Raw genomic sequence first — 25,305 nt, 5'->3', positions numbered from 1 at the left:
TGCCGGCCGTCGCACAACACGATTCCTGCATCGCCGCGTCATGCCGATGTCATTGGCGCTACCGACACTCCGGGACTTCCCTCTTCTGAAGGTCCGGTCTCGATGCGAACGTCTGCGCGCTTTCCCCGTATCTCGCTGCTTGCCCTGCTGATCGCTCCCGCACTGGACGCCCTGGCCGAAGCACCGCAGGGCGGGACGGCCGAAGCGCGCAGCAGCGATGCCCGCACCCTCGACCAGGTGCAGGTGATCGGCCAGGCCACCAGCTACGCCAAGACGTCGGTGCGCGCGGAAACGCTGAACCGGCAGACCGTGATGAGCAGCGTCAACGATGCACTCAACGAGGTGCCCGGCGTGGTGGTCAGCGAAGCCGATGCCACCGGCTCGTCGGTGTGGGGAACGCAGATCAGCATGCGTGGCTTCGTCACCAACCGCGACACACAGCAGATCGGCACTACCATCGACGGCCTGCCCAACGGCGGTTCGGGTTACGGCGGCGGCTCGCTGGCCAACCGCTACATCGACACCCTCGACCTGGAAACGGTGGAAGTCAGCCAGGGCACCGCCGATATCTCCTCGCGCTCGAACGAGGCCCTGGGCGGCACCCTCAACTTCCTCACCAGCGATCCGCTGCAGGACAGCCGCCTGCGCTTCGTGGTCGGCGCCGGTGACAACGAGGCGCGCAAGTACTACGTGCGCTATGACACCGGCCTGCTCGGCGGCCACACCCGCGCCTGGGTCAGTGCCTCGTCGGCGCGCGTGCATGACTGGATCGATGGCAGCGGCAAGACCAGCAATGACCACATCGCCGGCAAGTTCATCACCGAACTGGATCGCTGGACCCTGACCGGCTACCTGTCCTACAACGATGCGGACGAGCCGGAATACACCAGCGTCTCACCGAAGGGCTTCGCGACCAATCCGGATCGCGACAACCTGGTCGGTACCCTCACCGGCATTCCCTACCTGGACCAGAACTACCGTTCCGGCTCGCGTGCGCTGCGCGAGAACACCTTCGGCTACCTGCGCGCCGCCTTCGATGGCGGCAACGGTTTCAAGGCCTCGATGGCCGCCTACGGGCACCGCATGCAGGGCCGCGGTGACTGGCTGCCGCCGTACCTGGCGCAGGTCAGCGATGACGGAGCCGGTCGCCCGGAGTCGGAATACACCGGCGGCAAGACGGTGTACGGCGGCAGCAACCGCGGCCAGATCTTCTTCGTCAATCCCGATGGCAGTGCCGCCCAGCGCCTGGCCAGCTGCACTCCGCGTCTGGGCTTCACCGCCGAGTACGATCCAAACTGCTACGCCGGCAACGTGCTGGGCGCGCAGTCGTATCGCCACACCCACTACGACAACGACCGCATGGGCGTGACGGCCGACGTCGAGTGGCGCCGGACCTTCGGCGCAGTCGACAACACCATCCGTGGCGGCCTGTGGGTGGAGAAGCTGGACCGTTCGGCACGCCGCGACTGGCACCGCCTGCTCAACGTCGGCCAGGACATCGCCTTCGACCACCAGCCGTACTGGGTGCAGTTCGAGGACAAGTACAAGGTCGACGAACAGATGTACTACGTCGAGGACGTGGCGCGGTTCGGGCCGTTCAGCGCACGCCTGGGCGTGAAGCAGTTCTTCGTCGACCAGTCGCGCCGCCGCGTGATCGGTGCCAGCGAGCACGTCACATCCGATTCCAGGTCCGACCCGCTGCTGTCCACCGGCTTGACCTGGGCGCCGGGCGTGCAAGGCATGGAGCTGTTCGCCGGCTTCTCGCAGAACTTCGCCGCGATTCCTTCCGGCGTGCTCGGCGAGACCGACCCGCAGCGCTTCCGCAATGTCGAGCCGGAGACCGCCGACAACATTGAAGTGGGCATGCGCATCAGCCGCTGGCCGCTGACCGCCTCGGTCACGCTGTACAACATCAAGTTCGACAACCGCATCGTCTACCTGCCGGCCGGCTTCGTCAGCGGCATTGACTACCTGGGCGAGACCGACGGTGTGTACGAGAACTTCGGCGGCGTGGAAAGCAACGGCCTGGAAGCGGCGTTCGGCTATGGCTGGGACAACGGCTGGCGCCTCAACGCCGCCTATACCTACAACCGCTCCAAGTACCTGGGCAGTGGCGATGCCGCGCGTGATACCCAGCTGGGCATCGTCGACGGCGCCAAGGTGATCGGCCAACCCGAACAGACCCTCGTCCTGTCGGCGGACTGGCAGGGCGAGAACTGGAACTTCGGCCTGTCGGGCCGTTACCTGGGCACGCGCTATCTCGACGCCGCCAACGTCAACAAGCTGCCGTCGGCCACCGTGTTCAACGCCAACATCGGCTTCGACCTGCAGGGGCTGTCGCCGCGCCTGAAGGGCATGGGTGCCAACCTGGTGGTGAGCAACCTCACCGATAAGCGGTATCTTGCAGGGGTGGACGGGCGCGACAACGCCTTCATCGGCGCTCCGCGCACCGTCGGCATCTCTTTCCGCGTGGACCTGTGAGTGAGCCCGTGACCGATATCGGCCGACGCCGGTTGTTGCAGGCCGGCGTTGCCGGCGGCCTTTCTCCGCTGCTGCCCAGCATCGCCCGGGCCGCAGCGATCGCCCCCGCCGCGCAGGCGCGCAGCCTGGAAGACCTGCAGCACATCGTGGTGTTCATGCAGGAGAACCGTTCGTTCGACCACTACTTCGGCACGCTGCCGGGCGTACGTGGCTTCGGTGATCGGTTCGTCGCCCCGGCCGCCGCGCTGCAAGCAGGTGGCCGCGTCCGCAGCCTGTGGCTGCAGCCCGATGCCAGCGGCAAGCGCGCGATCGCGCCGTTCCCGCTGGATACCGCCGCGCACTTCGGCTACATGCGCGTGGAAGGCACGCCGCATACCTGGCCCGATGCGCAGCGCGCCTGGGACCAGGGTCGCATGGGGCAATGGCCGAAGGCCAAGCAGAACCACTCGATGGGCTACTTCCAGCGCAGCGACCTGCCGTTCCAGTTCGCGCTGGCCGATGCCTTCACGATCTGCGATGCCTACCACTGCGCAATGCAGGCCGGGACCAACCCGAACCGGGTGTTCCTGTGGACCGGCCACAATGATGCGCATGCGCGCGCCGGCGGCCCGGTGATCGCCAACTCGCACGACAATTTTCCTGAACAGGGTGGGCACCCGGTGTCGTACCGCTGGACCAGCTATGTCGAGCGTCTGCACAGGGCCGGTGTTTCCTGGCAGATCTACCAGGACATGGCCGACAACTTCACCGACAACCCGCTGGCGGGCTTCGAGGCCTTCCGCCAGGCCCACCGCGCGGCGCCAGGGCATGACCCGCAGCTGCGCGCGCGCGGCGTCAGCACGCGGGGCCTGGCGCAGCTGCGCCAGGACGTCATTGACGGGCGCCTGCCGCAGGTCAGCTTCATCATCGCCGACGCGGCCGGCAGCGAACATCCTGGTCCTTCCAGCCCGGCACAGGGCGCGGCCTATACCGCACGCGTGCTGGATGCGCTGACCGCCGATCCGGAAGTGTGGAGCCGCACCGCCCTGCTGCTGATGTTCGATGAGAACGATGGCTTCTTCGACCACATGCCGCCACCTGCCCCGCCTTCGCCGGTTGACGGTGGCTGGGCAGGTGCGTCCTCGGTCAGCACCGAAGGCGAGTACCACCGTCACCCGGCACCGGGTGACGAGAAGTACGATCTCGCCGAACTGCGTGGTCGCCCGTACGGTCTGGGACCGCGCGTGCCCCTGTACGTGATCTCGCCGTGGAGTCGCGGTGGCTGGGTCGATTCGCAGGTGTACGACCACACCTCGGTCATTCGGCTGATCGAACGCCGCTTTGGTGTGCCCGCACCGGACATCTCGCCGTGGCGCCGCGCAGTCTGCGGCGACCTCAGCAATGCGTTCGACTTTGCCCAGCGCGATACCCGCCCGTTCGTCCGTGGCCTGCCCGACGTGAGCGCGGTTGCCGCACGCGCCGCTGCCTTGCCGGGGCGCACCGTGCCCACGCTGCCAGAGGGGCTGAAGCCAGCGAAACAGGAAAGCGGTGTACGCCCGGCGCGCGCCCTACCCTATCGACCGCACGCATCGATTGCCGCAGTCGATGCCACGGGTGTGGATCTCACGCTGTCCTGCGAAGGCGCGGCGGCAGTGCTGCATGTCTACGATCGGCTGCGCCTGGATGCGGTACCACGCCGCTACACGCTGCTGCCAGGTGCGCCGCTGCGCGCGCGCTGGCCGCTGGACGCCCAGGGCCGCTATGACCTGTGGCTGCTTGGCCCGAACGGCTTCCACCGCCACTTCCAGGGTGCGGCCAAGGCTCCCGCCGTGCAGGCTTCGATCGAGCGCGCGGACGGCCAGCTGCGGCTGCACCTGCGCAATCTGGGTGACAGTGCACAGCAGGTGCGCGTGCATGGCGGCGCCTATGCAGGACACATGCCCGAACAGACATTGGCGCTGCCCGCGCATGCGCAGACTTCATTGGCGTGGGATGCAACGCCTACCGCCGGCTGGTATGACCTGCGCGCCAGCGCGGGTGGGAGTGTGCTGCGTTTGGCCGGCCGCGCCGAGGATGGTCGCCCCGGCACCAGTGACCCGGCGATGGGCACCGAGCCGCTTCGGTTCGAGCACGATTGAAGAATCCCTGTAGAGCCGAGCCCATGCTCGGCTGCTTTCGCCCCGGTCGCATTGCCCCGAAAAAAGCAGCCGAGCGTGGGCTCGGCTCTACAGCGCAGACCGGTAGACTCAGGCCTCCTGCAGCCCCGGCCGGCCATGCTCCACCGCATAGCGCTTCCAGCTCTGCAGCGCGCCATTGGGCTGCATCACGGTATCCAGCGTCTTCATGTCGCCGATCCACGCATCGCGGGTGACATCACACAGCACGTAGCCACGCTTGTCGGTAGTCGCCTTCAGATAGGGGCTGTGCGCAAGCTGGTTCCTGGCATACGCGTCCACGCCCTGGCCGTCAGCACCGGAAGTGATCGAGGTGGCGAGGAACTCGCTGGAGACCACGCCCGAGTCACGGTGGTCCTGCACCAGATCGCTGGCGTAGTGGCGATGCGCGTCGCCGCAGGCGGTCACCACGTTGCCGAAGCCCATCTTCTGGATGTGATCGAGCAGGCGCCGGCGGCTGTCCAGATAGCCCGACCACTGGTCGTCGGACGACTGCACTACCCCGTCCTTCTCGCGCATGTAATTGCCCAGCGCCACCTGGTGGGCGATGGTATGCCAGCGCGGCGCCGCATCGGCCAGGCCGTCGAACAGCCAGCGCTCCTGCTTCGCCCCCACAATGCTGCGCTCCGGCGATTCCACCTCCTCGCGCAGCGCCATGTTCACCTGCTTGCTGCGGTACTGGCGGGTGTCGAGCAGGTGCAGGTCCATCAGCGTGCCGTAGCGTGCGCGCCGGTACATCTGCATGCGGCCGTCGCGCGGGAACGCCGAACGGCGCAGCGGCATGTTCTCGTAGTAGGCCTGGAACGCCTGCGCGCGGCGCAGCAGGAACACTTCGCTGGGCGTATCGTCCTGGTCTTCGGCGCCGGCCCAGTTGTTGTCCACTTCGTGGTCATCGAAGGTGACGAACCACGGTGCCGACGCATGGGCGGCCTGCAGGTCGGCATCGCTCTTGTACTGGGCGTACCGGCGGCGGTAATCGTCCAGCGTATAGATCTGCGGGCCGACGTGGTTGCGCAGGTTGGTGAACGGCTGGCCGTTCATCTTCCGCAGGCCCGGCTGGCTTTCGCCTTCGTAGATGTAGTCACCGTAGTGGAAGACGAAATCGAGCGGTTCCTCGGCGATGCGTCGCCACGCGGTGTAGTGGCCTTCTTCGTAGTGCTGGCAACCGGCCACCACGAAGCGCACGCGATCCACCGCTGCCGTGGCTGCCGGCAGCGTGCGCGTACAACCCACTGCGCTGGCGTGGCCGCCTACGGTGAAGCGGTACCAGTAGGGCCGTCCGGGCGCCAGCCCGTCCAGCTCCACGTGCACCGCGTGGCCGAGTTCGGGATGCGCCATTGCCGAACCCTGGCGTACCACCCTGCGCATGCCTTCGTCTGCTGCCAGCTGCCACTCGACCACCATCGGCCGGGCCGGAATGCCACCGCCGAACACCAGCGGCTCGGTCGCCAGCCGTGTCCACAGCACCATGCCATCGGCCGAGGGATCACCCGAGGCCACGCCCAGGGTGAAGGGCGTGCTGGCAAAGCGCGGCGAGGCCAGCAGGTTGCGTGGGTTCAGTGCAGTGGCGTCGGACTGCGCGGCCAGTGCGCACGCCGTGCCCATCCAGGCGCCGGCAGCAGACAGGCCGGCCAAGGCCAGGAATCGCCTGCGATTGATCGTATCCACGGCGCTGCCCTCAGTTGTAGATGATGTGGAAGTAGAAGAAGCGGCCGTAGTCGTCGATCTCGGTTCGGAAACGCCCGTTCGGACCGGTGCTGTAGGTTGGCTGGGTGTTGAACAGGTTCTTGGCCTCGTACTTCAGGGTCACGTGCTTGCCGACCTTGTGGCTGAATGCCATGTTGAACGTCATGTATGGGTCGTAGTACGAATCCAGCCATTCGGTGTCACCGAAGTCGACCAGCATCCGGCTGCGGTAGGTTCCGGACAGGCGCAGCTGCGCGCTCCTCCACGGCATGCGCCAGATCACCGAACCATTGAGCGACCAGTCCGGCTGGTACAGCAGGCGATCCAGGCGGCGCGCGGTGCCATCGCTGATGCGGTAGTGGGTCTGGCCTTCCAGACGCGTCGCGTTGAAGTACATGTCGAAGCGCTGGCGGCCCCACTGCAGATTGCGATTGGCGACCGCGAACTCGATGCCACGCAGCGTGGACTCATCGGTGTTCATCGGCTGGGTGACCCGGTAGCGGGTGTCCCCCACGTTCTCGAACGTGGTCAGGGTGTAGATATCGTCCTTGATCACCTTGTCGAACAGCGCCACCGAGATCAGGCCGTTGTTGCCGCTGAAGTACAGGTCCCACGCCAGGTCGATGTTGGTGGAACGGCGCGGCTGCAGGTTGGCGTTGCCCTGCTTGATGGTGCAGAAGCCCCTGCCCTCCTCGTCATCGCCACAGCTGGTGCTGGTGGCCTGGGCGATGTTGCTCGGCGTCGGCCGGCCCAGCGTACGGCTGGCAGAGAAGCGCAGGCGCTGGTCCTCGCTCAGCTTGAACGTCGCATTCAACGAAGGCAGCAGGTTGTTGTAGCCGCCGCTCGTGTTGCGGAAGGCGGAGGTATACGTAGTGCCCCCATCATCGCTGAACGGGCTGTAGGCATCGAAGCGGGTGTGGTCGTAGCGCAGGCCACCGATCAGCAGCAGCCGGTCCCAGGCGTAGTGCGCGGATACATAGGCATTGGCGATGTTCTCCACGTACTTGTAGTCGCTGGTGAAGTTGGCATTCGGATACGCCGCATTGTTGTTGCCCAGCTTCGGCAGCAGTTCCTCGTTCCACTTGCGGTTGTCGATCAGCGGGAAGCCCGGCACGCTGCCCAGCAGCGTCGAACCCGGATACAGGTAATCGTTGAGCGTGGCACTACTCTTGAAGTAGTCGAAGTCGATGTCCTGCCAGATCTTCAGGTGGCGGTACTCGGCGCCGGTGGCCAGGCCGAAGCCACGCGCATCGGCGTCGATGTTGTAGCTGAAGTCCGCGCGCAGGTTGTCGATGCTCTCCTTGGCATCGCGCGGGGAGACATAGGCCTGCGCCGGATTGAGCTTGAACGCGGAGCTGGTCAGCAGGCTGGAATCAGAAACCGCTACCGCGTTTGGGAACCCGTGGCTGTCATTCTCGTAGTCGACGAACAGATTGCTTGGGTAGGCGCGCACTCCCCAGTAGACCTGGTTGTTGTGGAAGGTCTCTTCGGTGTGGCCACCACGCAGGGTCAGGCGCGAACGGTCGCCGATGTCCCAGTTGAAGCTGGCGATGGCGCCACGGTTGCTGCGGTCCCAGCGGTCGTGGCGGTTCTTGATGTAGATGCTGTTGATCTGGGTGGTACCGCTGTCCTCGGTCTGGTTGCGGATCGGAAACCTGGCGTTGCCATACAGATCCGTCTTGTTCATCGTCGAGTTCTCGTAGAACCGGTACGAGTACAGCAGCAGCGATGCGTAGAACGGATCATCCGAGGGCTTCCACTCAAGCTTGGCGGAGCCACCGAAGTTGGTGATGAAGTTGGTGTAGGTGCCGGTACTGAAGTTGCCAGGCGCACGCAGGCCGTTCCAGCCCTTGGCCTCGTCCGGACCCGTGGTGCCGTCGGTGAGGTATTTTCCAGCGTCGTTGTAGTAGTAGTTCGACTCCACCCAGCGCTTGACGCTGTTGCGTGAACGCTGCTCATAGCGTGCCACCGCAACGATGCCGAATCCCTGGTCGGCGCCGAACTGGTTGGAGAACACCATCTTGGCGCTCTTGCCGAAATGGCCCAGGGTCTCGTGGTTGCCGCCAGCGCTGCGCTCGACGTTGGTTTCGGCAGTGGAATAGATGCCTGCCACATCGGCAAAGACGTACTTGCCCGACCGGTCGAAGGCACTGCGGCTGATGATGTCGATCACACCGCCGATCGCATCCGGTGCCTGCTCCGCGCTGAAGCTCTTGTAGATGTCGGTGCGGGTGCCGATGTCGCTGGGAATCAGCTGCAGGTTGTTCATGCGCTCTCCGGAGCCACTGCCACCCACGCTGGCAATCGCGATGCCATCGATGGTGGTGTAGTTGAGGTTGGCCTGCACGCCGCGTACCGTCACATAGCGTGGCTCACCGGCATCCTCCACCGCACTCAGGCCTGGAGCGGCCATCAGGCTCTCGGCCAGGGTCTCGTCGCCGTAGCTGTCCATCTCGTCGTAGACCACCGAATCCTTGATCAGCGGCGACAACTTCTTCTGGTCAATGACCTCATGTGCGGCAATCACCTTCACCGTGCCCAGGGTCGGCGCCAGCACCGCCCCGGCCTCGCGCGGCATCGGCGCGGCTGGCTTCGGCGCATTGCGTGCGGGTGCCGGATCGATGGCGATGACATTGCCATCCACCACGGTGTAGCCCAGACCGGTACCCGCCAGCAGTGCATCCAGCGCCTGCTTGACGGTGGCGCCACGCGGCACAGCCCCGGCCATGTGCGCTTCACCGCTGCCCGAGTACAGGAACTGCACGCCGGAACCGCGCGACAACTGCTCAAGTGCACGTGCCAGCGGTTGCGCCGGGATCGCCGCCGACACGCGGGCTTCAAGGCCATCGGCAGCGGCCGCGGCCGCCATTGGCACGCTGCAGGGAGACAGGGCGAGGATGATCGACAGGTAGAGCGTGTTGCGCATCACGGGTCCTTGGAAGAGAAAAGGCTGCGGGGTCGCCGCGTGACTTGGCAGCGGCTTCTTCCAAGTAAGAGCCCGCTTCCACCGAAGTGGAGAACACGGATTCGATGAATTTTTTCTGACAGCCCACGACCACGCAGGCGTCAGCGACTGCCAACCCGCACTGTGTCGCCTTCGCGCCTCACCACGAAGCGTGGGTCGCGTTCGAGGAAGGCCTGCAGCGCACCGATGCGATGCGCATCCAGGCTGCCGGACAACCGTGCCGATGCCGCGCCTTCGTCCAGCACGCGCACCTGCACCAGGTTGTGCCGGTTGAACGCAGCTGCTACCTCGTCCAGCCGCTCATCGAGGAAGGACACCTTGCGCTGCTGCCAATCCAGCAGCATCGACAGCGGCATGTCCACTGCCTCGACGGCATGGCTTCGCGCATCGACCTGCACCACCCGGCCCTGCTCCAACTGGGCCAGGCGGCGGGCACCCGCTCCCTGGCTCCAGACCTCGACCTCGCCGGAGACCACGCCGATGCGCGTGCTCTGCAGCCGTCGCGATACATCGAATACCGTGCCGATATCCCGGATCTCCAGGCCGTTCACTTCCACCTCGAACGGACGGCGGTCGCGGGCGATGTCGAACGTGGCCTCCCCCTGCAGCAGTTCCACCCTCCGGCTGAACCAGCCCATGCGTACCCGCAGTCGGCTGTCCGCGTTGAGCCGCACCTGGGTCTGGTCGGGCAGCACCAGGTCGCGGAGTTCACCATGCCCGGCACTGTGGAGCTGCTGGGTGGGCATCACCTGCGAAACCAGGCCCACGCCGATCAGGGCAACACAGGCCGCGGCAGCGGCCGTCCACCAGCGCACGCGACCGGGACGCAACACAGCGCGGGGCGGCGCCTGCGCACGACCGAACAGCGGCACCACCTTGGCGGCAACCTGCCGCGGTGGCACCAGCGCCTCGTCAGCCAATGGCGATTGCAGCGCTTCGCCCACCTGCCGGTGCAACGCGAGCGCGCGCATGTAGGCGCGAACATGCTCGGGCGAGCGCTTCATCCAGTCCAGGAACGCGACACGCCCGGCCTTGTCCAGCACCCCCTCGCGATTGCACAGGAACCAGTGCTCCGCCTCACGTGCGACCTCGTCGTCAGGCCTGCGTGATGGATACCGGTTCATGTGAGCTCCCTGGCGCCCAGCGCCTTCCTGCAGGCGTCCAGCCCCTTGCCGATATGCTTGCGCACCATGTGCACCGATACCTGCAGCTGCTGGCTGATTCCCGGGCAGTCCAGCCCGTCGCGGTAGTGCAGCTCCATCACCCGGCGCGTGGTCGCCGGCAGTCGTGCGATGGTGCTGCGGATATCGTTCCAGCGCTGCGCACGCTCGAATTCACCTTCGATGTCTTCTTCGCTTTTCAGCACTTCGGCCAGCAGGTCGACGTCTTCCAGAGGCGGCAGCGACGACCGCGCGCGCGCATGCTCGCGCGCCAGGTTGGCCGCCACGGTGAACAGGTAGGCTTCGGGATTGTCGACCGCGTCGGCATCCTCGCCGGTGCTGCGCAGCAGCCGCAGGTAGACCTCCTGCGCCAGGTCTTCGGCATCTTCGCTGGCTGAACCGCGGCGCAGGAAGAAGCCACGCAGCAGCCGGCGCCGCAGTTCGTAGCTCTTCTCCCAGATCCTCACGCTGTTCACGGCCGGCCAACCACCCCGAGGCTGGAAAGCCCAGCAGGGTGACGGCCATTGATGACAGGGGCGTTGCAGCAGACGAACGTACCAGGCATTCCCCGCCCGGCACATCGGCGCATGATACGGCGTGCCACGCCAAGCCTTGCTTGCCAGAGACCCAAGCCGGGCCCGCCTATCGAAGGCGCGAGGCCGGACCTACGCTTGCCTCCTCGGTGGCCGCCACGGCCGCCCTTCGCGTCACGGCTTTGCCGTTGCGACCCCGCTCCAGTGCTGTGCGCCCTGCCGGTGTTGTCGCCCAGGCAGAGCCGGCGCCCTCTGGAGACAGTCATGAACCAATCCCTGATCCCCTTCGATACCGATCCGCTGGAAACCCAGGAGTGGCGTGAATCGCTGCAGGCGGTGACGCAGGCCGGTGGCCGGCCACGCGCGCACTACCTGATCGACCAGCTGAGCGAGCTGGACGCCCAGCAGCACGGCGACCTGCATACCCGCGCATGGACGGCCTACGTCAATACCATCCCGCCCGAACGCCAGCCGGCCTATCCGGGCGACCTGGCCATCGAGCGCCGCCTGAACGCGATGATCCGCTGGAACGCGATGGTGATGGTGCTGCGTGCCGGCAAGCACTCCAACGTCGGCGGCCACATCGCCACCTACCAGTCGGCAGCGGTGCTGTACGACGTGGGCTTCGACCACTTCTTCCGTGGCCGCACCGACACCTTCGACGGCGACATGATCTACATCCAGGGCCACTCCGCGCCGGGCATCTACGGCCGCGCCTACGTGGAGGGCCGCATCGATCAGGAACGGATGGACAACTTCCGCCGCGAAGCCGGTCGCGAAGGCCTGTCCTCGTATCCACACCCACGCCTGATGCCGGAGTTCTGGCAGTTCCCGACCGTGTCGATGGGGTTGGGCCCGCTGACCGCGGCCTACCAGGCGCGCTACATGCGTTACCTGGAATACCGTGGACTGAAAGAACACCAGGGCCGCAAGGTCTGGGCCTTCCTCGGCGACGGCGAGATGGACCAGCCCGAATCGCTGGCGGCGATTTCGCTGGCCGGCCGCGAACGGCTGGACAACATCGTGTTCGTGGTCAACTGCAACCTGCAGCGCCTGGACGGTCCGGTGCGCGGCAACGCCAAGGTCATCCAGGAACTGGAAGGCACCTTCCGCGCAGCCGGCTGGAACGTGATCAAGCTGATCTGGGGCAGTGGCTGGGACGACCTGCTGGCCCGCGACCACAGCGGCCTGCTGCGCCAGCGCATGATGGAATGCGTGGACGGCGACTACCAGACCTTCAAGTCGCAGAGCGGCGCCTACGTGCGCGAGCATTTCTTCGGCCGTTACCCCGAGCTGCTGGAGCTGGTCGCGCACATGAGCGACGACGAAATCTGGGCCCTGGCACGTGGTGGCCACGATCCGCAGAAGGTGTACGCCGCCTACCAGCAGGCGGTGAACACCCGCGGCCGGCCGACGGTGATCCTGGCCAAGACGGTCAAGGGCTTCGGCATGGGCGAAGCCGGTGAAGGCCAGAACATCAACCACCAGCTGAAGAAGATGAGCGCCGACGCGGTGCGCGCCTTCCGTGACCGCTTCAAGCTGCCGGTCAGCGACGAGCAGCTGGAGGAGATGCCCTATCTGCGCCCGGAACCGGGCAGCGCCGAGGCCGCCTACTTCGCCGAGCGCCGCCGCATCCAGGGTGGGCAGCTGCCGGCGCGCCTGGCCAAGGTCGATCCGCTGCCGCTGCCGCCGCTGTCGATCTTCAACACCCAGCTGCAGGGCAGCGGCGATCGCGGCCAGTCCACCACCATGGGCTTCGTACGCATCCTCACCAGCCTGCTGAAGGACCCGGAACTGGGCAAGCTGGTGATTCCGATCGTGCCCGATGAATCGCGCACCTTCGGCATGGAAGGCCTGTTCCGCCAGATCGGCATCCACTCCTACCTGGGCCAGCTGTACACCCCGCAGGACGCCGGCCAGCTGAGCTATTACAAGGAAGCCAAGGACGGCCAGATCCTGCAGGAAGGCATCAATGAATCCGGTGCGATCTGTTCGTGGATCGCCGCCGGCACCGCCTACAGCAACCACGGCCTGGCGACGATTCCGTTCTACATCTTCTATTCGATGTTCGGCCTGCAGCGCGTCGGTGACCTGGCCTGGGCCGCTGCCGATGCGCGGACCCGCGGCTTCCTGCTCGGTGCCACCTCCGGCCGCACCACGCTGATGGGCGAAGGCCTTCAGCACGATGACGGCCACAGCCACGTGCTGTCGTCGGTGATTCCGAGCTGCTTGTCCTACGACCCGACCTACAACTACGAGCTGGCGGTGATCATCCATGACGGCCTGCGCCGCATGTATGTCGACCAGGAAGACATCTACTACTACATCACCGTACTCAACGAGAACTACCCGCAGCCGGCACTGCCCGAAGGCGCCGAGGCCGGCATCCTGAAGGGCCTCTACCTGCTGCATCCGGCAGCCGCCGACAACGCCTTGCAGCCACGCGTGCAGCTGATGGGCAGCGGCTCGATCCTGCGCGAGGTGGAAGCCGCAGCAGAACTGCTGCAGCAGGACTTCGGCATCGCCAGCGATGTGTGGAGCGCGACCAGCCTGACCGAACTGCGCCGCGACGGGCTGTCCGCCGAGCGCTGGAACCTGCTGCATCCGGCCGAAAAACCGCGCGTGCCCTACGTGCAGCAGTGCCTGCAGGGCCATGAAGGCCCGGTGGTGGTGGCCACCGACTACATGAAGATCGTCGGCGACCAGATCCGTCCCTTCATCAACGACCGCCGCTTCATCGCACTCGGTACCGATGGCTTCGGCCGTTCCGACACGCGTGAGTCGCTGCGCACGTTCTTCGAAGTGGATCGCCACTTCATCGTACTGGCGGCCCTGAAGTCGCTGGCCGACGAAGGCCGCATCGAGCGCTCGCGGATGCAGGAGGCGATCGACAAGTACGGCATCGACACCGGCAAGCGCGATCCGGCCGCCGCCGTGTAAGGCCGTTGCATTCACCACGCCTGCCCTGCGGGCGTGGTGAATGCAGCATCGCTACGGCATGCGCTTGAACAGGTTGGTCTGCAGGATCGGCGTACCGTCATGACCGTAGAACGCCTTGGTCTCGGTCATCGTTGCCTGGTCATCGGCGACGGTGTAGATACGGGTGGAGGCCGGCGTGCCGTGGTCCACCAGCTGCATCACCAGCGTGTTCGGCGCCGGCAGTTTCAGGTTGGCCTTGTCCGCGCCATAGGTGCCGGACAAAGGGCCCGGCGTACCGTCCAGCGCCAGCGTGCCGTCGGATTTCATGGTCTTGCCGTCGTGCAGGACGATGTCCACGTGCGAGCTCCAGCGGCCACCACCGGCATCCTTGAACTCGAGCACCACGTGCTTCGGGCGCTGCGCTTCGGGTAGCGCAGACGTGGCGATATCCAGCGACCAGCGCCCCAGCAGTGGGGAAGGCGAAGTCTCCACTGCCAGCGCCGGAACGGCGGGGAGTGAAAGCGCAGACAACAACACAGCGGACAACAGCTTCATACGTTGCTCCGTTCCAGTGAAGAAGATTCTGCGTGACGCGTTGTGGGGCGCAGCGCCTCGGATCGTGCCCGGCATCGTCGCCCGGCACAAGCAGGGCGCTGAACACGCGGCAACCTCATTCGCGCCCCCCGCGATTTCGGTCTGGCGGCAAGGTCTCATCCGTCCTTGCCGATACAAATAGTTACGTTATAACATTTCACTCCGCCTTCACGAGTCCTGCCATGCGTCGCCACCTGCTTGCTGCTGCCATCCTGCTCGCCGTCCACACCGCCCAGGCCGCGGACGAGCCCACCCTCCCCACCCTCCAGGTCCAGGCCTCGCAACCCTCGCGCATCGACAGCCGGGTCACCGTCGACAATCCGCAGGCGCAGAACCGCACCCTCGGCGGCCTGCTCGAGCGCGTCTCCGGTGTGCAGAGCACCGCCTTCGGGCCGAACGCGGGCGCCCCGGTCATCCGCAGCCTCACCGGCAACCGCGTGCAGATCCTGCAGGACGGCCAGTCGATTCTGGGCATGAACGCGATCAGCGGCGACATCAACATCCCGTTCGATCCGCTGTTCGTGCGCAGCGTCACCGTCAACAAGTCCTCGGACACGGTGCGCTATGGCGGCAATGCGATCGGCGGCAGTGTTGAGATCGATTCGGGCCTGATCCCGCGCAGCATGGAAGACAAGGACCAGTCGATGGAACTGGTCCTGCGCAAGGGCTTCAATGCCGCCGACGCGCAGGGCTTCCGCATGAACTTCAACAACCGGCGCAACCTCTCGACCAACCTGCAGGTCTCCCGTCAGCGCATCTCGCACTACGACATCCCGGGCAACAGCAAGGCCGCCGTCTGCAACACCCGCCTGTTCCCGCCGACCGGCGGCGTCAACTCGGCGCTGGCCGACAGCTGCCAGAAGGAAGCACGCGTACAGCAGATCTACAACAAGGCCTCGCAGCCGTACATCGACCAGTTCATGACCGAAAATCCGGACTGGGCCGATGGTGACTTCTCGTTCTACACCAACCATCCGACCTCGGTCTGGCAGCGCCGCACCTACATCAATCCGGCCAACCCGGCCTACGTGCCCGGCACGCCGTCGTACGTGCAGAAGCAGATCAACAACGATGTCACGCCCGACTACCATCACCGGCTGGGCAACAGCTACGCACGCAACTCGCAGGTGGCCTTCGGGTCGACGCTGTTCTTCGACCGCGGCTACGTGGGTGTCAGTATCGATGCCAAGGACAGCGAATACGGCGTACCGGGCTTCTCGATGCAGAACCTGGCGTTCGGTTCCAATTATGCCGATGGCCTGCCGGTGGGCGTGGTGATCAAACAGGAACGCTACGCACTGGAAGCCCTGCTGCGCGATCCGCTGCCGTGGTTCCAGCGCGCGGAGCTGCGTGCATCGAAGCTGGACAACACTTCGGGCGAGCGCCTGGGCAGCACCCGGGCCAATGACTACGACTTCGAGAGCAGCCAGGCCGAGCTCCTGCTCAGTCACCTGCAGCTCGGGCCGCTCAGCGGCCTGCTCGGCTTCAGCCACCAGTCGCGGGAGGTCACCGGCAGCGGTTCACTGCGCTACCTGCCCGACGTCGACACTCGCAGCAACGCGGTGTTCCTGAAAGAGACACTGGACGTCGGCTGGGCCACCTTCGATGCGGGTGTGCGCCACGAGCGCGTCGACCACGAGCTGCAGCCCAGCCGCTTCAGGACCGCGCGCAATGCCGCCAACACGAAACTGGATGATCGCGACTACCGGCTCAACAGCTACAGCCTCGGATCGTATGTCGAGCTCGGTCCGTTGTTCGCCGCCAAGGTGCGCTACTCGTCCTCGCAGCGCGCACCGGAGATCAACGAGCTGTATGCCAGCAACGCACACTATTCGGTGATGACCCAGGAAGAAGGCAACCAGAACCTCAAGCCTGAGCACGCGAAGAACCTGGAGCTGACCGGCCTGTTCCACATCGGCGGTTTCGAGCTGTCGGCCACCGCTTACCGGATGAAGTACGAGAACTATCTGTACCTGGGTCACTCCGGCGTGCAGACGGCCAACCGCCTGCCGCTGAAGTACTGGAAGCAGACCGACACCACGGTGAAGGGCTTCGAGATCGATGCCTCGCAGGCATTGGACCTGGGCCGCTACGGCACGTTGAACGTGTCCGCCTTCGCCGACCTGGTGAAGAACAAGGCCGATAGCCCCGATTCATTGCGCGCCCACAACGATGGCGAGTACCTGCCGAACATGCCGACCAACCGCTACGGTGCCAGCCTGCAGTGGCAGCGCGAAGGCTGGAAGGCGCAGCTGTCGAGCACCTACTACGGCACGCAGAAGTACCTCGGCCGCAACGTCAGCGAGGAAATCCCGCTGGATGCGTTCAACCTGGTCGACCTGCAGGTCAGCCGCGAACTGCCGGTGCGCAACAGCTACATCGCCGGCATGGAAGTGTTCGTCAACGGCAGCAACCTGCTGAATCAAGAAGCGCGTCCACACAACTCGCCGCTGAAATACATCGCGCCGTTGCCGGGGCGTGGTTTCCAGGTGGGTGTGACGCTAAAGCTCTGAGGAGAGCCTGATTCGGTCGCCATCCAGCGATCAATGATCGCTGGATGGCACGCCGGGACCCTGCGTCCGCGCAAAGAAATACGCCTGCAGATCGAGGATCTGCACGCGCTTCTTTGTATCTGGCGGAGTGAGAGGGATTCGAACCCTCGATAGAGCTTTTGACCCTATACTCCCTTAGCAGGGGAGCCCCTTCGGCCACTCGGGCATCACTCCGGGGTGTTCTCCGCGTCTGGTGCGTTGCACCTCAGCGGGGCGTGAATCATAACGTTAATCGAGTGCGAAGGTAAAGCGTTATTCGGCAGAATTTTCGCTACCGGTGCCACCGGCTTCATCACCACGCTGGATGCGCTGATAGATCTCTTCGCGATGCACAGCGACGTCCTTCGGCGCAGTGATGCCGATACGCACCTGGTTACCCTTGACGCCAAGCACGGTGACGCTCACCGAGTCACCGATCATCAGGGTTTCGCCGACGCGGCGAGTCAGGATCAACATTTTTGTAAGTCTCCATGGAACCGTGTGGAAGGGTATCCCCCACCGGCTTGACGCTCCGTCAAGAAGCGCTACCACGACAAAGGGAAAAGATTCGCAATGGTACCGTCAGCCGTCCCGCTCCTACAAGGAGGGGGACGGCCAGGTTCATCACAGGCGGGGGCTGACCCATTCGACGACTGCAGCCAGCGCAGTGGCAAGGGCGGGCCCGTCCTCGCCACCACCCTGGGCGAGGTCCGGGCGTCCGCCGCCCTTGCCCCCGATCTGACCGGCGATATGGGACAACAGTTCCCCGGCCTTGACCTTGCCCATTGCGCTGCCGTTCACGCCTGCGACCAGGGCCGCCTTGCCATCCTGGGCGCCGGCCAGCACGATGACCGCGTCGCCCAGCTGCTGCTTCAGGCGGTCCACGGCGTCACGCAGGGCCTTGGCGTCGAAGCCCTCCAGGCGGGCAGCCAGTACCTTCACGCCAGCAACCTCGACGGCCTGGCCGGACAGGTCGGCCGTGGCACCGGCGGCGACCTTGGCCTTCACGGCTTCCAGTTCACGCTCCAGCTGCTTCTGGCGCTGGCCAAGGGCTCGGATCTTCTCGACCACGTCGGTGGCGCTGCCGCCGAGCAGTTCGGCGGCCTCGGCCAGGCGGGCCTCTTCGGCGTCCACGTAATCCAGGGCGCCCTGGCCGGTAACGGCCTCGATGCGGCGCACGCCCGCAGAGACGCCGCCCTCGGAGGTGATCTTGAACAGGCCGATGTCGCCGGTACGGTTGACGTGGGTACCACCGCACAGCTCGGTGGAGTAGTCCCCCATCTTCAGCACGCGCACGTGCTCGCCGTACTTCTCGCCGAACAGGGCCATCGCGCCGAAATCCAGCGCCTCCTGCATGCCCATGGTGTGCACTTCGGCGGCGTTGTTGGCCCGCACCTGCTGGTTGACCTTGCGCTCGATCACGGCAAGCTCTTCCGCGCTGATCGGCTGGAAGTGCGAGAAGTCGAAACGCAGGCGGTCCGGAGCGACCAGCGAGCCCTTCTGCTGCACGTGGGTGCCCAGCACTTCGCGCAGGGCGGCGTGCAGCAGGTGGGTGGCCGAGTGGTTGAGGATGGTGGCGCCACGGCGCTCGCCATCGACCTGGCCGGAGAGCACGTCGCCGACCTTCAGGCGGCCTTCGGACAGGGTGCCGACATGGCCATGGAACTGGCCGGCGAACTTCTGGGTGTCGTCCACCGCCAGGCGCACGCCGTTGCCGGTCAGCACGCCGGTATCACCGACCTGGCCGCCGGACTCGGCGTAGAACGGGGTCTGGTTGGTGATGACGATGACTGCGTCACCGGCATCGGCCGACTGCACCGGACGGCCGTCCTTGAGCAGGGCCAGCACGCTCAGGCCGTCAGCCTGCAGGCGGTCGTAGCCCAGGAACAGGGTCGGGCTCAGCGTTGCCACCAGCTCGGCAGGCAGGGTCACGCCGCCGCCGAACTTGCCGGCTGCCCGTGCGGTTTCGCGCTGCTGTTCCATCGCGGCATCGAAGCCGGCGATGTCGACGGTCAGGTCGCGCTCGCGGGCAATGTCCTGGGTCAGGTCGAGCGGGAAGCCATAAGTGTCGTACAGGCGGAACGCGTCAACGCCCGGGATCACGCCATTGCTGGCCTTGCCGGCCACGTCCTCGAAGATCTTCATGCCGGCGTCGAGGGTTTCGGCGAAACGCTCTTCCTCGGCCTGCAGCGCACGGGTGACGGTGTCCACCGCCGCCGGCAGTTCCGGATAGGCCTCGCCCATCTGCTCGACCAGCGTCGGCACCAGCTTGCTGAAGAACGGCTGGCGCACGCCCAGCATCCAGCCATGGCGCAGGGCGCGGCGGATGATACGGCGCAGCACGTAACCCCGGCCTTCGTTGGAGGGCAGCACGCCGTCGACGATCAGGAACGAGCAGGCGCGGATGTGGTCGGCAATCACGCGCAGTGACTTGTTCTCCAGGTCGGCGGTGCCGGTCAGCTCGGAGGCCTTGCGGATCAGCGCCTGGAACAGGTCAATCTCGTAGTTGGTGTGCACGTGCTGCAGGATCGCAGCCAGGCGCTCCAGGCCCATGCCGGTATCCACGCAAGGCGCCGGCAGCGGCACCAGGGTGCCGTCGGGCTGGCGGTCGAACTGCATGAACACCAGGTTCCAGATTTCGATGAAACGGTCGCCGTCTTCATCCGGCGAACCTGGGGGGCCACCGGCGATATGGTCACCGTGGTCGTAGAAGATCTCGGTGCACGGGCCGCACGGGCCGGTGTCGGCCATCTGCCAGAAGTTGTCCGAGGCGAACGGTGCGCCCTTGTTGTCGCCGATGCGCACGATGCGCTCTTCCGGCACGCCGACCATGTCGCGCCACAGCGCATAGGCTTCGTCGTCGGTCTGGTAGACGGTGACCAGCAGGCGTTCGGCCGGCAGCTTCCATACCTGGGTCAGCAGCTCCCAGGCCCAGGCAATCGCGTCCTTCTTGAAGTAGTCGCCGAACGACCAGTTGCCGAGCATTTCGAAGAAGGTGTGGTGGCGTGCGGTGTAGCCGACCTGGTCGAGATCGTTGTGCTTGCCGCCCGCGCGCAGGCAGCGCTGCACGTCGGCCGCGCGCACGTAGCTACGCTTCTCCGCGCCGAGGAACACGTCCTTGAACTGCACCATGCCGGAGTTGGTAAACAGCAGGGTCGGATCATTGCCCGGCACCAGCGGCGCCGAGGGCACGATGGTGTGGCCTTTGCCCTTGAAGAATTCAAGGAAGTCGCTGCGGATCTGGGATGTCGTGAATTTGGCGGATGCGTTCATTGGGGGCTGGCAGTCTGCGGGCCGGCGGACCCGGACCACCGGCCGTGTTGGCCAGGGTCGCGAGGGACCGCCGAAAACCTAAAGGGTATCAGGCCCGGCGCCGCCAGTCTCAGTCATCCGGGTCGTAGCGGGTCGCACGGCGGATGCTGTCGCCGTCGAAGCCCCGTCGGGCCAGCAGATCGGCGGCCTTGCGCCGCTGCGTCAGATCCTGCGGACCGGCCTCGCCAAAGCGCCGGCGGACCAGATCACGGGCATTTTCCTGCCAGTCGCCATCGTAACTGTCCATCGCCGCGGCAATCGCGGCACTGTCCAGGCCATGGGTGCCCAGCTCGGCACGGACATGGATCGGGCCATAACCCGTATTGGCGCGCATCCGCACCAGGTTCTCGGCAAAACGGGTGTCGTCCTGCCAGCCCGCCTCGGTCAGCCTGGCGACAGCGGCCTGCGCGGCTTCGTCTTCGATGCCACGGGCGGTCAGCTTGCGGGTGAGTTCCTTGCGCGAGTGTTCGCGGCGGACCAACAGGCCCAGCGCCCGTTGCACGGGGGTCTGCTCACGCGGCCGGCGCTTGCGGCCGGTCGGAATGTCTTCGGCGTCGGACATCGGTGCTCCAAGGGTGGCGCCGTCCTTGGCGCCCTGCCCATCCCTGGGCGATTCGAACCTGCGGGACAGGGCGACGTCACTGACGGCGCCGCCCTGCCCCACAGCAAGCCTTACTCGTCGTCGCCTTCGTCGTCGCCTTCCTCGCGGGCCGCTTCGGCCGGCTGGAATTTCTCACGCAGCTCGGCCTCGAGCTTGGCGGCGACGGTCGGGTTGTCGCGCAGGTAGCCACGGGCATTGTCCTTGCCCTGGCCAATGCGCTCATCACCGTAGCTGTACCAGGCGCCGGCCTTCTCGACCAGCTTGGCATCCACGCCCATGTCGATCAGTTCGCCCTCGCGGCTGATGCCTTCGCCGTACAGGATCTCGGTGATGACCTGCTTGAACGGAGGCGCCAGCTTGTTCTTGACGACCTTGATCTTGGTCTGGTTGCCGATGATCTCATCGCCCTTCTTGATCGCACCGATACGGCGGATGTCCAGCCGGACCGAGGCATAGAACTTGAGCGCGTTGCCGCCGGTGGTGGTTTCCGGGCTCTGGCCCGGCATCATCACGCCGATCTTCATGCGCAGCTGGTTGATGAAGATCACCAGGGTGTTGGAACGCTTGATGTTGCCGGTCAACTTGCGCAGCGCCTGGCTCATCAGGCGGGCCTGCAGACCCGGCAGCTGGTCACCCATTTCGCCTTCGATTTCGGCCTTCGGGGTCAGCGCGGCGACCGAGTCGACCACCAGGATGTCGACCGAGCCCGAACGGACCAGCATGTCGGCGATTTCCAGCGCCTGCTCACCGGTATCCGGCTGCGACAGCAGCAGGTCGTCCACGTTCACGCCCAGCTTGGCGGCGTAGATCGGGTCCAGCGCGTGCTCGGCATCGATGAAGGCCGCAGTGCCGCCCATCTTCTGGCATTCGGCGATGGCCTGCAGGGTCAGGGTGGTCTTGCCCGAGGATTCCGGCCCGTAGATCTCAACGACACGGCCCTTCGGCAGACCGCCAATGCCCAGTGCGATGTCGAGCATCAGCGAACCGGTCGGGATGGCTTCGACGGGCTCGACCACGCGGTCGCCCATGCGCATCACCGAGCCCTTGCCGAACTGCTTCTCGATCTGGCCCAGAGCAGCAGCCAAGGCGCGCTTCTTGTTCTCGTCCATCGTATTGGTCCTTGCAGAGGTCATGTCGTTGGGGGTGCTGTCTTTGGGGGTCTTCTTTGCCATGGGTTCACTTTAAGTCGGACGTATCGCACAGGCTGAGATTCTGCCTGGCGCTCTGAAAAGAATTATCGGACATCCGTACCAACCTCAGTGGAACCAGAGAATCGCCACAAAAGACCGCGGGGTAATGCGCTATGGAGCGGGTCAACGATTGGGCCGAAGCAGGCCGCAATAGAGGCCTTCGATCGCAAAATCCTGGTCCGGCAGCACCTCGATCGGCTTGTAATCGGGATTGCGCGGCAGCAGGCGGATGCGGTCCTTGGCGATCTTCAGCAGCTTGACGGTGATCTCGTCATCGATTCGGGCCACCACGATCTGCCCGGAATGTGCGTCGCGGGTGCGGTGTACGCCGATCAGGTCGCCGTCGAAGATGCCCTCGTCGATCATCGAGTCGCCCTGCACCTTCAGCAGGTAGTCCGGCGCTGGCGAGAAGAACACCCGGTCCAGCACCACGAAATCGTCAGAGCCGATGTCGGCACCGATCGGCAGGCCGGCGGCGACCCGGCCCAGCACCGGCAAGCGCAGCACGCTGTCCGGAAGGCCCGGCTCGGCCAGCTTTTCGACCGGCGGTGCCTGCACCAGGCGGATGCCGCGAGCCTGGCCCGGAATGCGACGGATCGCACCAGCCTGCTCCAGGGCTTCCAGGTGGTACTGGGCCGCGCGCACGCCCTTGAAGCCGAACGCACGTGCGATTTCAGTCTGCGAGGGCGGCGCGCCTTCACTCTCGATACGCTCGGCGATCAACTGCAGGATCGCCTGCTGGGTGTCGGTCAGGTCCATGGTTAGTAGTATTACTACTAACGCACACAACTGCAAGTGCCGGGTACGACAAACAGGTGATGGGGATCTGTAGTGCCGAGCCATGCTCGGCAGTTGGGCGAATGGCCGGGCGGCAACGGCAGAAGCAGCCGACCAGCGGTCGGCCCTACAGGAATCGCGCAGCGATTCCGCGGTTCCCGCGGGGAACCGCTGCTGCAAGCACGCTATGTGTGCTTGCCGCTCTTCCAGATCGAGAACAGGATCCACACGCCACAGAAGCCGGCGCCGATGAAACCGCACACCCCCAGCGCCAGCAGCCAGCGACTGGAGACCCCGCCAACGCTGTGCATGACGATCGAGGACCCGATGATCAGCGCGGCAGTGACGATACCCATCACCAGCCGGTTCGCTGCCCGATTCACCTGTTCGCCGAAGCCCTGCAGCGCAGTGGTTTCCACCTTCAGCTGGAGGCGGCCGCGGCGTGCGGCCTGGACCAGCTTGCGCAGGTCGCGCGGCAATTCCCCGGCGAAGTCGACCAGCCCCAGCAGGCTGCGCCGGCCACGCTTGAGCAGCGCCCTGGGCGCATAGCGCTGCAGCACCACACGCTCCAGGAACGGGCGTGCGGCACTGGCCATGTCGAAATCCGGGTCCAGCTGGCGGCCCATGCCTTCCAGGGTCAGGAAGGCCTTGATCATCAGCGCCAGATCGGCCGGCAGGGTCAGGCTGTAGCTGCGCAGCAGCTGGGTAATGTCACCCAGCATCAGGCCGATGCGCAGGTCCTTCAGCGGCACGCCGCGATACTGGTCGACGAACTGGCTGATGTCGTGCTGCAGGCGGTTCTCGTCCACTTCCACGCCGCCGGCCCAGTCCAGCAGCACATCGGCCACGCCCTGCGGGTCCTGCTCGACCAGCCCGTGCAGCAGCTGCGCGACCTGGAAGCGGCGCACTTCGGACAACGCGCCGACCATGCCGAAGTCAATCACGCCGATGCGGCCGTCACGCAGGTAGAGGATGTTGCCGGGGTGCGGGTCGGCGTGGAAGCAGCCGTCCTCCAGCACCATCTTGAGCACGATGTCGGCACCGCGCCGGGCCAGTTCACGCCGGTCCAGGCCCGCCGCATCGACGCCGGCCAGGTCACGCCCGGGAATGCCGTCGACGAAGTCCTGGACGTTCAGGCTTTCGCAGGTCCACTGCCAGTGCACGCTGGGGATCAGGATGTCGTCACGACCACTGAAGTTGCGCGCGATGCGCTCGGCGTTGCGGCATTCGGCGGCGAAATCCAGCTCGCGGCGCAGCGACACGGTGAACTGCTGCACGACCTCGGCTGGACGATAGCGGCGCAGGTCCGGCAGCCGCGCCTCGACGATTTCGGCCAGGCGCGCCAGCAACCGCAGGTCGGCCTCGACCACGTCGCGGATACCGGGGCGCCGCACCTTCAGCACCACCTCGCGGCCGTCATGCAGGCGCGCGCGATGGGCCTGCGCCAGCGAGGCGGCGGCCATCGGGATTTCATCGAGGAAGGCGAACACGTCTGCAGGCGAGGCGCCCAGGTCGGCCTCCAGCTGCCCGCGGATCTCGGCGTACGGCAGGGCCGGCACCGCGTTCTGCAGTTCGGACAGCTCGGCAATCCACTCCGGCGGCAACAGGTCGACGCGCGTTGCCAGCACCTGGCCAAGCTTGACGAAGGTCGGGCCGAGATCCTGCATCGCGCTGCGCACGCGCACCGGCGCGGTCATCCGCAGCAGTTCCTGGCGATCCTCGTTCCAGTGCAGGAGGCGCCCAGCGCGCTCCAGCGTGGTGGCCAGGCCGATGCGCCGCACCACGTCACCGAAACCATAGCGGATCAGGACAACCGCAATTTCCTGCAGTCGGCCCAGGTCACGGACCGTGCCCAGCGTTTCCCACATCATGCGTGCTCCGGACGATTACCGGAGCAGCATGTCACAGCTGGGCGTCGATGCCGCGCAATGCCGCCGCCACGGTTTGCCGGCGGATGGCTTCGCGGTCGCCCTCGAACTGGAACAGCTCGGCGCGGGCGTAGCCGCCACGCCGCTTCCAGCCGATCCAGACGCTGCCGACCGGCTTGCCGGGGCTGCCACCGCCCGGACCGGCGATGCCGGTCACTGCCACCGCGATGCCGGCACCCGAGTTGACCAGCGCGCCGGAAACCATTTCCAGCACGGTTTCGCGGCTGACTGCGCCAAACTGCTCCAGCGTCTGTGCGCGCACGCCGAGCAGGCGCTGCTTGGCTTCGTAGCTGTAGACCACCATGCCGCAGTCGAAGAATGCCGACGAACCTGCGATGTCGGTCATGCACTTTGCAATCCAGCCGCCACTGCAGCTTTCAGCGGTCACCAGCTGCAGCGAGGCCTGCTGCAGGCGCTGCCCGAGCGCGGCGGACTGGGCATTGAGATCGGCGTCGGTGGGGATGGACATCGGCAT

General features: G+C 65.8%; 16 protein-coding genes and 1 tRNA gene. 4 read left to right on the top strand and 13 right to left on the bottom strand.

The window, feature by feature from the left end; all coding sequences use genetic code 11:
- Positions 1-102 precede the first annotated feature (102 nt).
- Both AC5P66_RS03155 and AC5P66_RS03150 read left to right on the top strand, forming a co-directional pair.
- Positions 103-2,481, top strand: a complete 2,379-nt coding sequence (locus AC5P66_RS03155) for a TonB-dependent receptor domain-containing protein (RefSeq protein WP_495216082.1) — start codon at positions 103-105, stop codon at positions 2,479-2,481.
- Positions 2,482-2,489: 8 nt separating this feature from the next.
- Positions 2,490-4,598 (top strand): phosphocholine-specific phospholipase C, encoded by a 2,109-nt coding sequence (locus tag AC5P66_RS03150; protein ID WP_263467502.1) that lies wholly within the window; start codon positions 2,490-2,492, stop codon positions 4,596-4,598.
- A gap of 108 nt (positions 4,599-4,706) precedes the next feature.
- Here AC5P66_RS03150 and AC5P66_RS03145 read toward each other — a convergent pair whose 3' ends face one another.
- From AC5P66_RS03145 to AC5P66_RS03130, 4 genes are all read right to left on the bottom strand, one after another.
- Positions 4,707-6,302, bottom strand: a complete 1,596-nt coding sequence (locus AC5P66_RS03145) for an alkaline phosphatase D family protein (RefSeq protein ID WP_099495522.1) — start codon at positions 6,300-6,302, stop codon at positions 4,707-4,709.
- A gap of 10 nt (positions 6,303-6,312) precedes the next feature.
- The gene (locus AC5P66_RS03140) at positions 6,313-9,246 is read right to left on the bottom strand and encodes a TonB-dependent receptor (RefSeq protein ID WP_495216081.1); all 2,934 of its coding nucleotides are present in this window, start codon (positions 9,244-9,246) and stop codon (positions 6,313-6,315) included.
- A 140-nt stretch (positions 9,247-9,386) separates the two neighbouring features.
- A complete protein-coding gene (locus tag AC5P66_RS03135; RefSeq protein WP_263467500.1) occupies positions 9,387-10,409 on the bottom strand; it encodes a FecR family protein in 1,023 nt (340 codons plus the stop codon).
- Positions 10,406-10,921, bottom strand: a complete 516-nt coding sequence (locus AC5P66_RS03130; RefSeq protein ID WP_049412859.1) for an RNA polymerase sigma factor — start codon at positions 10,919-10,921, stop codon at positions 10,406-10,408. Before AC5P66_RS03130 ends, AC5P66_RS03135 begins: the two co-directional genes overlap by 4 nt.
- 321 nt (positions 10,922-11,242) lie before the next feature.
- Here AC5P66_RS03130 and aceE point away from each other — a divergent pair, with 321 nt between their 5' ends.
- Positions 11,243-13,918 carry a pyruvate dehydrogenase (acetyl-transferring), homodimeric type gene (gene aceE, locus AC5P66_RS03125; RefSeq protein WP_111096401.1) on the top strand — a complete coding sequence of 892 codons (2,676 nt, stop codon included), beginning with the start codon at positions 11,243-11,245 and terminating at the stop codon, positions 13,916-13,918.
- Between the two features lie 51 nt (positions 13,919-13,969).
- Here aceE and AC5P66_RS03120 read toward each other — a convergent pair whose 3' ends face one another.
- Positions 13,970-14,452 (bottom strand): hypothetical protein, encoded by a 483-nt coding sequence (locus AC5P66_RS03120; protein ID WP_049412863.1) that lies wholly within the window; start codon positions 14,450-14,452, stop codon positions 13,970-13,972.
- A 221-nt stretch (positions 14,453-14,673) separates the two neighbouring features.
- On the opposite strand from AC5P66_RS03120, the gene AC5P66_RS03115 reads away from it, so the two are divergent.
- Positions 14,674-17,004, top strand: a complete 2,331-nt coding sequence (locus AC5P66_RS03115) for a TonB-dependent receptor (protein ID WP_263467499.1) — start codon at positions 14,674-14,676, stop codon at positions 17,002-17,004.
- A gap of 120 nt (positions 17,005-17,124) precedes the next feature.
- Here AC5P66_RS03115 and AC5P66_RS03110 read toward each other — a convergent pair.
- The 8 genes from AC5P66_RS03110 to AC5P66_RS03075 form a co-directional block, all read right to left on the bottom strand.
- Positions 17,125-17,217, bottom strand: a tRNA-Ser gene (locus tag AC5P66_RS03110).
- Between the two features lie 78 nt (positions 17,218-17,295).
- Positions 17,296-17,499, bottom strand: a complete 204-nt coding sequence (csrA, locus tag AC5P66_RS03105; protein ID WP_004152909.1) for a carbon storage regulator CsrA — start codon at positions 17,497-17,499, stop codon at positions 17,296-17,298.
- A gap of 147 nt (positions 17,500-17,646) precedes the next feature.
- The gene (alaS, locus tag AC5P66_RS03100; RefSeq protein ID WP_263467498.1) at positions 17,647-20,295 is read right to left on the bottom strand and encodes an alanine--tRNA ligase; all 2,649 of its coding nucleotides are present in this window, start codon (positions 20,293-20,295) and stop codon (positions 17,647-17,649) included.
- 109 nt (positions 20,296-20,404) lie between these two features.
- Positions 20,405-20,896 (bottom strand): recombination regulator RecX, encoded by a 492-nt coding sequence (recX, locus tag AC5P66_RS03095; RefSeq protein ID WP_049412869.1) that lies wholly within the window; start codon positions 20,894-20,896, stop codon positions 20,405-20,407.
- 110 nt (positions 20,897-21,006) lie between these two features.
- Complete coding sequence (recA, locus tag AC5P66_RS03090) at positions 21,007-22,044, bottom strand: recombinase RecA (RefSeq protein ID WP_049412870.1); 1,038 nt, start codon at positions 22,042-22,044, stop codon at positions 21,007-21,009.
- A 204-nt stretch (positions 22,045-22,248) separates the two neighbouring features.
- A complete protein-coding gene (lexA, locus tag AC5P66_RS03085; protein WP_005412936.1) occupies positions 22,249-22,884 on the bottom strand; it encodes a transcriptional repressor LexA in 636 nt (211 codons plus the stop codon).
- Positions 22,885-23,087: 203 nt separating this feature from the next.
- On the bottom strand, positions 23,088-24,770 hold the full coding sequence (ubiB, locus tag AC5P66_RS03080; protein WP_111097231.1) for a 2-polyprenylphenol 6-hydroxylase: 1,683 nt from the start codon (positions 24,768-24,770) through the stop codon (positions 23,088-23,090).
- 34 nt (positions 24,771-24,804) lie between these two features.
- Positions 24,805-25,299: a CinA family protein gene (locus AC5P66_RS03075; protein ID WP_049412881.1), complete on the bottom strand. Its 495-nt coding sequence runs from the start codon at positions 25,297-25,299 to the stop codon at positions 24,805-24,807.
- Positions 25,300-25,305: the final 6 nt, after the last annotated feature.

Source organism: Stenotrophomonas sp. YJH_SMC_122, from assembly GCF_059369535.1.
This window is presented reverse-complemented; position numbering and strand designations above follow the sequence as displayed.

Bases quoted from the DNA above. Each gene is read 5' to 3' on its own strand.
- AC5P66_RS03155 (WP_495216082.1), top strand. From the start codon at position 103: ATGCGAACGTCTGCGCGCTTTCCCCGTATCTCGCTGCTTGCCCTGCTG.
- AC5P66_RS03140 (WP_495216081.1), bottom strand. From the start codon at position 9,246: ATGCGCAACACGCTCTACCTGTCGATCATCCTCGCCCTGTCTCCCTGC.
- AC5P66_RS03135 (WP_263467500.1), bottom strand. From the start codon at position 10,409: ATGAACCGGTATCCATCACGCAGGCCTGACGACGAGGTCGCACGTGAG.
- aceE (WP_111096401.1), top strand. From the start codon at position 11,243: ATGAACCAATCCCTGATCCCCTTCGATACCGATCCGCTGGAAACCCAG.
- AC5P66_RS03120 (WP_049412863.1), bottom strand. From the start codon at position 14,452: ATGAAGCTGTTGTCCGCTGTGTTGTTGTCTGCGCTTTCACTCCCCGCC.
- AC5P66_RS03115 (WP_263467499.1), top strand. From the start codon at position 14,674: ATGCGTCGCCACCTGCTTGCTGCTGCCATCCTGCTCGCCGTCCACACC.
- csrA (WP_004152909.1), bottom strand. From the start codon at position 17,499: ATGTTGATCCTGACTCGCCGCGTCGGCGAAACCCTGATGATCGGTGAC.
- alaS (WP_263467498.1), bottom strand. From the start codon at position 20,295: ATGAACGCATCCGCCAAATTCACGACATCCCAGATCCGCAGCGACTTC.
- recX (WP_049412869.1), bottom strand. From the start codon at position 20,896: ATGTCCGACGCCGAAGACATTCCGACCGGCCGCAAGCGCCGGCCGCGT.
- recA (WP_049412870.1), bottom strand. From the start codon at position 22,044: ATGGACGAGAACAAGAAGCGCGCCTTGGCTGCTGCTCTGGGCCAGATC.
- lexA (WP_005412936.1), bottom strand. From the start codon at position 22,884: ATGGACCTGACCGACACCCAGCAGGCGATCCTGCAGTTGATCGCCGAG.
- ubiB (WP_111097231.1), bottom strand. From the start codon at position 24,770: ATGTGGGAAACGCTGGGCACGGTCCGTGACCTGGGCCGACTGCAGGAA.
- AC5P66_RS03075 (WP_049412881.1), bottom strand. From the start codon at position 25,299: ATGTCCATCCCCACCGACGCCGATCTCAATGCCCAGTCCGCCGCGCTC.